5 protein-coding genes and 1 pseudogene are annotated in these 12,049 nt (G+C 69.5%); 5 read left to right on the forward strand and 1 reads right to left on the reverse strand.

Going from position 1 to position 12,049, the window contains the following annotated elements:
- Positions 1-34 precede the first annotated feature (34 nt).
- The 5 genes from FrCorBMG51_RS06300 (at position 35) to FrCorBMG51_RS06320 (ending at position 8,928) form a co-directional block, all read left to right on the forward strand.
- Positions 35-976 carry an NsdA family TPR-like regulatory protein gene (locus FrCorBMG51_RS06300; RefSeq protein ID WP_052914399.1) on the forward strand — a complete coding sequence of 314 codons (942 nt, stop codon included), beginning with the start codon at positions 35-37 and terminating at the stop codon, positions 974-976.
- 1,100 nt (positions 977-2,076) lie between these two features.
- Positions 2,077-3,165 (forward strand): PP2C family protein-serine/threonine phosphatase, encoded by a 1,089-nt coding sequence (locus FrCorBMG51_RS34510; RefSeq protein ID WP_476742122.1) that lies wholly within the window; start codon positions 2,077-2,079, stop codon positions 3,163-3,165.
- 329 nt (positions 3,166-3,494) lie between these two features.
- Positions 3,495-4,568: a hypothetical protein gene (locus FrCorBMG51_RS06310; protein WP_047222128.1), complete on the forward strand. Its 1,074-nt coding sequence runs from the start codon at positions 3,495-3,497 to the stop codon at positions 4,566-4,568.
- Positions 4,565-7,051 carry a hypothetical protein gene (locus FrCorBMG51_RS24795; protein ID WP_052914400.1) on the forward strand — a complete coding sequence of 829 codons (2,487 nt, stop codon included), beginning with the start codon at positions 4,565-4,567 and terminating at the stop codon, positions 7,049-7,051. The genes FrCorBMG51_RS06310 and FrCorBMG51_RS24795 overlap by 4 nt, the downstream gene beginning before the upstream one ends.
- 107 nt (positions 7,052-7,158) lie before the next feature.
- Positions 7,159-8,928: a vWA domain-containing protein gene (locus FrCorBMG51_RS06320; RefSeq protein ID WP_157180409.1), complete on the forward strand. Its 1,770-nt coding sequence runs from the start codon at positions 7,159-7,161 to the stop codon at positions 8,926-8,928.
- Positions 8,929-8,992: 64 nt separating this feature from the next.
- Here the strand turns inward: FrCorBMG51_RS06320 and FrCorBMG51_RS06325 are convergent.
- A pseudogene (locus FrCorBMG51_RS06325) lies at positions 8,993-12,049 on the reverse strand (hypothetical protein); the annotation flags it as partial.

Here is a 12,049-nt window from a genome sequence, read left to right on the forward strand (position 1 = left end):
GCTCGTCGCCGACCCGGCCCAACTCCCCGTCGCGGTGCTGGGCGGCCGGCAGGTCCGCGACACCCTCGTCACCGAGTTCGAGCAGCGCATCGACTCGCTGCGGCGGATGGACGACCTGCTCGGCGGGGAGAACGTCCACGGGCTCGCCGTGTCGGAACTACGAGTGATCGTCCGCCTGCTGCGGACCGGCGCGTACAACCAGCGGCAGCACGGCCGGCTGTACGCCGTCGCCGCGGAGCTCGCGCGGCTCGCCGGCTGGGCGGCGTTCGACAGCGGCCGGCACCAGGCGGCCCAGCGGTACTGGCTGGTCGCGTTACGCGCCGCCCATGAGGCCGGGCGGCCGGCGATCGGCGCCAACATCCTGCGTTGCATGGCGGAGCAGGCGGTACGTTTCGGCGACCCCGCCGACGCCGTCACCCTGCTGCGCACGGCCCGCGCGGGCGCCGCGGACACCCTCACCGCCACCGAGCGGGCCATCGTCGCCGGCTGTCTGGCCGTCGCGTACGCCCAGCTCGGCGACGTCCGGTCGGTACACGCCGAGATCGCCGAGGCACTGGTCCAGATCGAGCGGGCCGACCCGGCCGCGGACCCGGAGTACATCTACTGGTGCTCCCGTTCGGTGATCGATTACTACGCCGGCAAGGCGCTGCTGTGCGCCGGTGACGTCGCGGCGGCCGTCGAGTACCTCAGTCGTTCGGTCGATCAGCTCGACGCCGCCGCCTACCCGCGGGAACTGGTGCACCACAGCGCGTGGCTCGGTGTCGCCGAAGTCGACGCGGGGAACGTCGAACAGGCCGTGTGCCTGGGCTATCAGGTGATAGAACTCGCCGCCCGGACGGCCTCCGAGAACGCCAGGGTGGACGCGCTGACGCTGTGCGACGCGATCGAGATGGCCGGGTATCCGGGCGCGACGGCACTCACCGACCGTGCCCGTGCCGCCCTGCGCGCCGGGAACACGGCCGCGGCGGGGCCCTGACCGTCGGCCATGGTCTCGGCTCATGGCCCCGGACCAGGCCGACGGTCATGAGCCCCGTTGTCGGCCAGGTCCCGGCACCGGTCACATGTGCCGCTGGCGGCAGGCCCGCCGCCGGCCATCGGGAACGGGATGCCCACCACCTCGTGGCAGCGCGACCGTGGGTGCCGCGGGCCGCGTGGCCGAGTGGGCCTCACAGGCGAAAGGCCCGTGACCGAAAAGCCCGTGACCGCGAGGTATCCGCGAGCGTATCCGCGCGAGGTATCCGCGAGGTATCGAGGCCGAGGGCGTCAGCGACGAGGCTTCACAGGCGAGGTGGGCGTGGCCGTTGCGGCGCGTTTTCGACACCATGGGTCAGGACGGACCGGGCCACGGCGGGCACGGCTGTCGATATCACGACACATCCATCGGCTGATCTGCATGGATGTCATTGAGTGGGTACAGCGGACGCCGACGTCGACGTCCGCTAGCGTGATCGGAACACCCGCACGTGGGGGACGGAGGCCATGGACAGTCCGGTGGTACCCATCACGCTGATCGTGGTGCTCCTGATCGGCGCCATCCTCTTCATCGTGCTATCCAGCCGCAACCAGGACCGCCCCGGTCCCGGCGCCGGCTCAGGGTCACGGTCACGGTCGCGGCGCTCCTCCTCCGACGCGGCGGTGCCCGTGCGGCGGCCGCCACAACGCCGGCGCCGGCGCCAACGCCAGGGCATTCTCGCGACGCTGCGGCGGCCGGCCNGCCCGCCGCCCCGCGCCAGCACCAGCCCACCAGCCGCCCCCGCCCAGGTCGACGGCCCCACGCTCCCGGGCGACGCCGCCGCTCCCACCGAGCCGGTTCCCACGGCACCGGCTCCCCCGGCGCCACCCGCCGTGCCGGTTCCCTCGGCATCCGTCAGAGCTTCGCCCGCCGAGGCCCCGACCACCGCGTACCCCACGCCACCGCCGTACCGCACGCCGGTCTCCGGGACCCGGCCCGACAGCTCCGTCGACCCGGCCGCCACCACCCGGGTGACCCCGCTGGTCAACGCCACCGCCGACACCACCGTCCGGGTCGAGAGCGACCGCCGGCAGCAGTCCCGCGGCCCGGACGCCACCGGGTGGATGCCACCGTTGGTCGGCCCGCCACCACCGGTCATCCCGGCTCCGGAGAGCGGCCGGGCCAGGCCGGCGGCTGATCAGCTCGCCGCCGGTGGACCCACCCAGGACGGGGACCCGCCCGCCGGCACCGCGGGGCACCGCGCGCCCGGCTCCCCACCTGGCGCCGGTGCCGGAAGCTCGGCCGGTACGCAGGCCGGGAGATACTCCGACGACCGTCCAGGCGCGGCCGGCCCCCATGATGGCGGGTCCGACACCCCGCGGGACGACCGCGGCACGCCAGCGGGGGGCGGTTGGACGCTTCCCCCGACCGCGCCGATCCCCCCGCCAGGCCCCCCGTCCGCTCCCGGGGGCGAGCAACTGGTCGCGAACGAACCGGACGTCTCCACGTCGGCACCACTGCGGCTGGCCGCGGCCGGCCGGACCAGGCGCGGTAAGCGCGGCGGCCCCAACGAGGACGCCTTTGTCGTCGTCGACGGCCTGCTCGCGGTCGCCGACGGAGTCGGCGGCGAAGCGGCCGGGCAGATCGCGTCCACCCTGGCGGTGACCACGGTGGCGAGCTTTCGCCCACAGTATGCCGCCGACCCGCGCGACGGACTGCGGGGGGCGCTTGAGCGGGCCAACCGGACGGTCCGGGAGAAGCCCCTGGAGGAGCCCTCCTGGCACGGCATGGCCTGCACCCTCGACGTCGTCGTGCTGGGCCGCCAACAGGACACCGGCCGGACCCTTTTCGTCGCGCACGTGGGGGACAGCTCCGTGTGGCTGCAGCCCGGCCGCGGCCGGCCGCGCCGGCTCACCACACCGCACGCCATCAAGAACGGGCCACTGCTCAACGCGATCGGCCTCAACGAGGAGGTCGAGCTGGACCTGCTGGAGGAGCCCGTGCGGGCCGGCGACCGGGTCGTCCTTGCCAGTGACGGGATCACCAAGGTCATGACGCCCGAGCAGCTGGACGGCCTGTTGATGGAGCTGGGCAGTCTGAGCCCGGAGCGGGCCGCGGACGCCCTGGTGGACGCGGCCATGATCGCCGGCGCCCGCGACGACACCACCATCGTCGTCGCCGACCTGGTCGCCGACGACACCTCCGGGCGCTGACCGGCCCGCGTCCTGCCCGGTCCACGCGGACCTGCCCGCCCCGACCGGCTTCTGCCGCAGCTGCCCTGATTCGTGGCCCAGCGGTAAACTCGACCGTGTCCAACGGGTAATCGGTACTGTGGATATCGGGCTCGATTTTTGATCATATGGTCATCTGGTCATCGGTCGGGTGGTAATCGGGTCGGCTGTCTCGCCGAATCCCGCCGAGACGCGGGGCTTGCGGTGGTCATGATGCGGGAGCATCCAATTATCAACAACAGGTCGCCAGCAGTCTCCATGAGCACCAGCGACATGCTCGTGGAGAACCGGATCCATTGTGGACGCCCCCGATGACGACAACGGAGAAACAACCGACGCCGCATGCCACACGCATCGGCCTGTGGGGCGCTCCGCAGAGCGGTAAGACCACTTTCCTGGCCGCGCTGCAGATCGCCATCGTCAACCAGTCGAACGACGACGGCTGGCTCATCACCGGCGTCGACGACGCCGCCTCGGACTTTCTCAGTACCAGTACCAGCCACATGAACCGGGACCGGATCTTCCCGAACGCGACATCGGCAAACGACGTCCACGAACTGCGGTGGCGTTTCGTCCGGCCCACCCGCGGCGGGACCGGTAGGACATGGTGGCGCAGGCCCGGCCACGCCACGTCCGGCCAGGCAGTCTTCGAGGTGCAGCTGCTCGACGTCAGCGGCGACATGTTCGCGAGCACCCGGACGCCGAACGACCTGGCCGGCCCGGCGGCGTCCCTCTTCGCGGAGGACGAGGACGAGCTGGACATCTTTGACGAGCCCGGGCCCAAGTTCGACACGGCCGATCCACAGAACCAGACAAAAGGTCTTCTCGATCACCTGGCGACATGCGACGGGATCGTCTACCTCTTCGACCCCTTCCGCGAGCGGGATTCCTACGAGTACTTCCAGCGGACGCTGGAGCAACTGGCCCGCCGGTCCTACGAGACGGGCCGGCTGCGGGACGGGCGGCTCCCGCACCATCTCGCCGTCTGTGTCACGAAGTTCGACGACCCGGCGGTCTTCCGGAAGGCACACAACTACGGGGTCGTGCTGACCGGGGACGACCGCGCCATGACCCCGACGGTCCCGGACGACCTCGCCGGTGAGTTCTTCCGGAAGCTGTGCAGCGGCCCGAACGGTGCCTCCTCCCTGCTCGTCATGAGAAGCATCGAGCAGTACTTCCACACCCAGCGGGTGAACTATTTCGTGAGCTCGGCCGTCGGCTTCTACATCGGTGCCACCGGCGTTTTCCAGAGACGCGACTTCACCAACGTCGAGACGACTCCGGACGGTGATCTCCGTATTCGCGGCCAGGTCACGCCCATCAACGTGCTGGAGCCGTTCCTGTGGCTGGAGAAACAGATCCGCCAGTCCCTTCCCCGAACATGACGAACCGGGCACCGCGCGACCCGGGCCCGACCGTTCCGGCTGGTTGGGCGCTGATGGGAAAAGAGCCGGACAGCGACAGCGACTACGCCGTGCTGCGGTCGAGCGGCGGTTTCTTCTCCCGAGCCGGCTTCGACGAGATCCTGCGGCGCTTCACACCGGGCACCCCGTCATCGGGATCGATCAGGGAGGCGCTGCCCGATGCCCTGCCGTGGGTGACGGTGAGCTATGCGCCTCGGGGCGGGAGCAGCGTGCTCGGGATCGCGGAGCGCACCTGGTCCGACCAGCGTGACGGCGCGCGCAGGCTGATCGCGACGACCAGCTACCTCTGCGTGCCCTTCCCCGATCTGGCGGGAACTCCGGTGTCCTATGCGACGCTGCATTCCACGCTCAGCAAGGCAAATATCGCTAAACGTAACGACGGCGACGAACCGTTACGGATCGCTCTCACCCCGCTGGATCCCGACGAACTGGCGGAGCACATCGAGCGGTTCGGCTTCCAGTTGGTCGCGACCACCGCCGCCCTGCTGCTCGCGCACCGGGTGTCGGTGTGTGGCGGCCCGACCGGCAGCCCCAACGAGCGGACGATGCTGCGGCTGCGCTTCCTCGACGCGGTGGCCGCGCTGCTCCCCTACGGCCAGCGGTCGAAACTGGTCGCCAGCACCTGGGCGGACGGCGGGAGCACCCACCGGATCAGGCTGGCGTTCACGAACCGCCCCCGGCCAGGGCACGCAGCCGTCCACTGGCCGTCCCCGGGCAGACCGCTCTCCCCCGCCCCGCCCCTCGACGGCAGGTGCGCCGACTACTTCGACCTGCTTACGACCATGAAGAAAAGCGGCAGGACGGTCAGCGAGATCGTCGAACATCTCGCCTCGGCGGTGGAACCACACCGGACGAACGATCCGGAACACGCCATACGCCGCCTCGGCAGGCTGGACTCACGAGTCCATATCGCCCAGGCCATCCACGACGGTACGGCACGGGCCGAAGAAGTACGCGAGCTGCTACGGGCGGGCAAGATCAGCCAGTCTGATCTGAATCTCCGGCTCGAAGCCGTGCGGCTCCTGCTCCAGGCAGCGGACACGGAGGACGTGGAGACGGTCAGAGCTGTCTGGCCACAGTGGATGGCCGTGGATCCGGACGTGGAGGAACTGGACGGATGGCTGGCGGACACCGTGCGCGCTCTCGGCCGGGAGCATCTGTGGGCGGGCCCCGCGGACCTCGCGACGCTGAACCGGCTGCTGGACCTGGCCGACGACCGCGGCTTCGCGGGCCAGGTACTCGCGGCCCTGCTGGACGCCGGTGCGGCCCGGAACGAACTTCACCGGCCCAGGCGTCGGCAGAAGACCCGCCGAGCCGAACCGCTGACCGACATCCCGGGGCCCTTCCAGGCGTCCGAGCAGCAGCGGTACACCACGGCGGCGTCCCTCGTGGTGGAACGGTTCCTCAGTGGCCGGTTGCTCACCGGATCCGCGACCGCCAGCACCGACGAACAGCTACTGGCGACGATCACACGTAACGTGTTCACGCGGCTGCCGCTCGAGCTGATCCGGCAGTTGACCGAATCCAGCGAGGAGACGACGGACAAGCCGGTCCGGGTCCTGCTGGGATGGCTGGAGACCTCCAGCCCGCTACGGGGCGTCCTGCGGCCGTTTCGCGATGCCCTCGACGGCACACCGGGCCCCAAGACCATCCCCATGGCCGACGAGCACGACAAGCAGGGGCACACGTACGTCCTCACGCTGCTGCAACTGGCCTGCTGGGCGGGCCCCGAGCCGACCCGCGGACTTCTGCCGTACATGCTGCCCTGGCTGCTGCGCACGGCACCTCGGCTGCTGTGGCGGAAGGACCGCCCTGCGTGGATCAGAGCGCTGGACCGAGCCACCGGGGACCCGCTGGAAGCGGACGAGCACGGGGCCGTTCACGATACCGCCCATGATGCCGCCCACAAGGCTGCTCACAGGGCCGCCGCGGATCTGCTCCTGCTGATGTTCAACGTACAACCGCACAGGCCGCCGTACCTACGGGTGGCGGGATCCACGGCGTCCGCCGAGGCCTACGTCAGCTCCTTCAGTGAAAAATTCGCGGAACTACACAGAAGAGAAACTCTCGGCGGCCGGCGAAACAGGCAGCTGCCCGAACAGGTTGTTCTACGACTGGTGACATACATCGAGCACACCGGCTGGCCACGGTCACCACATTCGGTCGAGCCGCTGCTCGGGCTGCTCCTCGACGTCGTCGAGATATGCGACGACGTCGACGGCGGACCGGCCGCCGTCACCCTCAACAGCGGGCAGATCGCCGCCGCGCAGGCCGTCCGGGAACTTCTCGACAGCCAGCCGGATCTCACCACGCTCACCTCGGCGGCAGCCTGGCTTACCTGGATCCAACGCAACTGTCCAGACCTGCTCAGGGACAGCGGCCTGGACAGAACGGCCCGACGGCGTCCGAGACTCGGCTTTCGAACCGGTCGGGATCGTAGATGATCACCTGTGCCGATCAGGAAACGGCGGAGCGGAAACAGCGGACCGGACACGCCGACACGAGTCGTCACCACCTGCCGCCGTGGGGCCCGGGCGAATCCGATGTGATCATGCTGCATGCCACGGCGCCGTCGACCGCGCCCACGCGCCGGCCCACCGCTGCCGCCGCGCTTGCCGTCGCCGTGATGCTCACCGTTGCTCTTGCCGTCGGTGCCGGTGATGGGAGGGCGGCAGCGGCCGTGGTCGCGGCGGCGCCGGCCACGCCCCCGCAGGCACCGGCACCGGGCGCCCCGCAGGCAGAGCTGGGCATCCCGCAGGTGGATCTGAACGCCGTCATGACCGCGCTGCGCCTCAACGACGTGGCGGCCGACTATGTCGTGCTCGTCGACACGTCGGCGTCGATGCAGGATGGCGCGCTCTTCGACCAGGTGCGTGACTTCCTGCGAGGTTATGTCGCCGGCCTCACGCCCGCCGACCGTTTCATCCTGATCGGTTTCGACGCCGTTCCGGCCCTGCTCTACTCCGGTTCCGCGGCCGACGCGGGCAGTGCCATCGACCAGCTGCCCCTCGTCCCCAACGGGGGAGCCACCGACATCGGCGCCGCCATCAGGGATGCGGTCAACGAACTCGACCGGCGCGACGCGTCCCCCGTCTCCGCGGTCTTCCTGCTGACCGACGGCGCCCACAACCCGCCGCGCAGCAGCGATTTCCCGGACCCGGAAAGTAACGACCAGCCGTGGCAGGCGCTCCGGGACCACACACGGCAACGGCTTGACCTTGCAAGGGTCCATGGCCACGGCATCGCTCTGCGTAACAATGATCAGGCGATGGCCGGCGCCAGCCTGCTCAAGTGGGCGCTGCCCGCCACCAAGGTGCTCGCGCTGCCCCCGGACCAGCTGCGCGCCTATCTGGACCGTGCCAAGGAGGGCTCCCGCAGGCTCACCGCCGCCGGCCTGCTCACGCCCGACACGCAGGAGCAGGTCACGGTCTCCTGGGAACCGCGGCTGGCCGATGTGAACCCGGGCGCGTCCCATCTGGTCACGCAGGTGAAGCTGACGTCGCGGGCGAAGTGGCTCCCAGTGGAGCTCACCGATGTCTCGATCACGCCTTCGCGTCCGGACGTGCGAGCGGATGGCGTCCCAGATCGGATAATCCTGCCACCGGGGCAGAGCGTCACCATTCCGGTCATACTGACCTGGCAGCAGCACTCCGCCGGCTGGCTGCGCAGGTCACAGGTCGTCACAGGTGAGCTTCGGCTGGGCGCGACCATCGACTCGCCGTGGCGGGACGTGGCCGACCAGGACTTCAAGCTACCGCTTCGGGTGCGTTTCGCCGACGAGAGCACCGTGCTGCACGGCTCGAACCCGGACGGCTGGAACCTGTGGGGGGTGCTCCGGCTCCTCCTGCTGGTGGCTGCGGTCATCCTCACGGCCATCCTCGGACGACTGTGGTGGTGCCCGAGGCTGGCCGGCGTTCTGTTGGTGGAATGGCCGAACGGCCAGGTCGTCCAGGTGGAGCTGTCCGGGCGGAAGGCACAGATCAGCACGCGGCACCGGATCGACGCTCCCGGCACCGGATCGGTGCGTGGCCGGCGCGCGCGGACGGACGCCGAACCCCCTCGGACCGACATCCTGGTGCGTTACCGGCCACGGCAGGTCAGCGGCAGGCTGCCCCGGGTCCGGTTCTCCCCGGGCCAGTCCCGGATCGTCGGGAACGTCACCTTCACCTACCCGGAGGGCACCCACGCGGGGAGTACCCACGCGGAGGGCCGGCAGCGGGAGGCCGGACCGTTCGCCAGGTTCCCCAGATTCCTCCGCGGCCGTCGAGGCCCCCGCGACCGCACGGGCGGCAGCTCCAGGACGCCCCCCACCCAGTGGTAAGGCGCGTCGAGCAGGCCCGTAAGATCATTTGTTGTCTCCGGGGAAACAGCTGGTGTGGTTCCGGTCATTCGGCCACCGGGATGTCGTTCGCCTCGGCGCTGGCGGGCAGCCTGTTGGGGACGTCCGGCGCGAAAAACCGCCGGAACGGTTCGGCGACCTGGCCCCAGCCGGCCGGGAGACGTTCGATGAGGGCCGGTAGCCGCCACGCGCCACCGCGCAGGTCCAAGCGGTGGGCGAGCTGCAGGAGCGCCCGCATTCCGTCCTCGGGAAACTCCGCTGGACTCGGTATTTTGTTGGGGAGTCGATCCTGGGCCAGGAGCGCCCAGAACGGGACAAGTACCAACGGTGCCGAATCTCCGGCGCTGTGCATCCGTTCAAGCCAGTCCCGCAGTCCGTCGACCGAACCGGCGCGCATTTCCTGGATGACGACCTGCAGGGCAGCATGGCCGCTGCAGGCCAGCCCGCGGTCGACCGCGGGCCACCGGGGTTCGCCGTACGCCCACAATCTGTCGGCGCAGAACTCACGGGCCAGCGCAACGGCCCCGGCCTGGGCCTGGCGGGAGCGGTCGTCGGCCTTCTTCGGCGAGCGGGCCAGCAGCTCGCCGAGCACCCGGTCCAGGCGGTCCTGGTCGCGCAGACGCAGCGCGTAACGGTGGGCGGTCTCCACGGCGGGCAGGGCGCCGTCGGCAAGCAGTATCTCAAGCGCCCGGACATCGTCCTCGTCCCTACCGGAGCCGGAACGCCCGGCAAGGACATCCAGCACCCGTTTCTGCCACTTCTCCGGGATCTCCCTGCTCTCCCGCCCCGACCCGAACAGCGCGCCCTCGGAGATCAGAACAGCCGAGAGGCCGTGATCCGGTATTTCCAGATTCAGCGACTCACTGTCCGCGGCAAGTATCCGGACAATATCGTGAGTAGTCTTGTGGAACAGCGTCCGCAGCAACAGGAGGCGACGATAGTATGTCCGGGCAAAACCAGATCGAAACGACGGGACCGCTGGTAGTCCCTGCCAGAACACCACATGTCGTTCTGATATTTTCGTATTGTCACTGAAAGCAATGCGAAAACGCCTGACCCCGTTACCCGACATCCATGTGCAGGCCGTCAGTGACGCATACGCTCCCGCCGGCAGGAGTGCCAGGACGGCATCCAGAAAGGCCAGCCGCAACCGCCGCGGCACGGGCGGCTTCGGCATGGCAATGGTCACCGGCCCGTCGAGTACGAGTGCCGCGGTGGCCGCTACCGCGCCGAAGCCGAACGCGTCGATGGCGGCGGCGACATCGTCGACCGCCGCCATCGGTGACGGCATGCGCAGCCCGGCTCGCGGAGCATTCGACGTGTGTACCCGCTCCTCGGCCGCGTAGTAGAACTTTTCCATCCTCGGACGAATTCCGGAGAACTCTGCGTATGCGGCATAACAGCACCACAAGGAATTCTCCCGCCCAGCTGGCGTGACAGGACCGTGGAAGAGTACGGCCACGTTTTTCACACCGTCGCCGAAGAAAGAGACCTCCGTCGGTGCGCCGGGAGAGTAGCGGGCTACCAGCTGCGCCACAGCAAGATCATCATGCTTACCGGGAAAATCGCAGTTCATCCAGCTCGCCGCGATGTTGACCGGGACGTCCGCAGGAGGACCGTCGACCACAGCGCGGCCACCACCACGACGTAGAAACCACCAGCTCCTGGACTCGCCCGAGGCCGCTTTCAACAGCCGCCTGCGCAGGCCACCGCTGATTTTCAGCTGGTCGAGGAAATCGGCCCACGCCTCCCGCCGCGGCTGGTCGAAGTGCGGGCTCGCGGCCTCGAACCAGCTCTCGAACACCGGCCGCACCTCGTCAAGCCGCCCGGTCCGGGCAGCCCGTGCCAGCAGCGCCCACACCCCCAGGTCGTCAGCCCCGTCAGGCCCGCTGAGACGGCCGACGTCGGCGGCGCTCACCGCCTGTGGGAACGAGGAGGCGACCTCCAACGCGCGGAAGACATTCAGAACGTCCCTGGATACCGGCTGGTCGGCGGCCTCCAGCCAGCCCACCAGACGCAGCAGATCACGCCCGCCCTGGCCCTCGGCCGACTCGTCGGACTCCACCTGCCTGTACAGCGTGTGGATCGTGTACGTGTGATCGGCCGCCAGCAGGTTCCGAACCTCCTGCCAGCCGGCTGTGTCGCCCCGTTGTTCGATCACAAAGTCGATCACAACCCGGCGTATCCTCGAATCAGCCTCCTCGACACCACCCCGCATGTTCAGGAAGTCGACGAGAATCTCCGGGACACAGTCGAGACGCCCCGCCATGGCCATCAGGGCCGTGAGCAGCCGGCTGTCGGCGTCCACCGCGGCCAGCCGGCGGCACAGCGCACGTAGCGCCGGCAGCGCCTCCGCGACCCAGTGCCGCTCGACCAGTTTCACGTCATCGGCGATCGACCCGGCATCACCGGATTCGCCGATCTCCCACAGAAAAGCGCTCAGCAGCTCGGCCGCCAGATAGCCGGCGGGCCGCACCGAACGCAGGTGCCCGCGTATACCGTCGATGAGATACCGCAACGGGGCGGATTCTTCTTCCGACGACACCACCAGGCCGGCCCGCGATGTCTCCGAACCCGTGGCCGGCGAAGACGCCGGATTTTTCTCCCGGGCGCGGTCGACCAGTATGTTCCGCTCCGCCGTGACGAGCGCGTCGACGATTTCGCCCGGCTGTTTGAAACTGTATGGCCTGTGGTCGGCGGCGAGCCACCGCAGGACGGCGTCAGATCCCCAGTGGTGACACAGCTTCTTCAGGTTCTCGGCATAAATATGGCTGTGGCCGCTGTCCCGGGTGGGGTCACCACCGCGGCCAGGGCCGTCACCATGCCCGTCGGTGACGGTATCGGCTTCTGGTGGGTCGTCCGGGTCGATTTCTCCGAGGCCGTCCCGCAGGCGGTGGGTGAACGCGAGCCGGATCTTGTGGCTGGTCCGGTTGTCCACCCAGGTGCCCGCGGACAGCGTGGCTCGCACGCCCGCGGGCAGCAGCGCGGCCACCGCGTCGATGAAGGCTATCCGGTCCGCAAGCGGATACCTTGGCGACTGGTAGCCAGGGGTGAGCGCGACCGGCCCGTCGAGCACCGCCGCGGCCACCGCCGCCGCGGCGGT

Source organism: Protofrankia coriariae, assembly GCF_001017755.1.
Classification (GTDB): Bacteria; Actinomycetota; Actinomycetes; order Frankiales; family Frankiaceae; genus Protofrankia; species Protofrankia coriariae.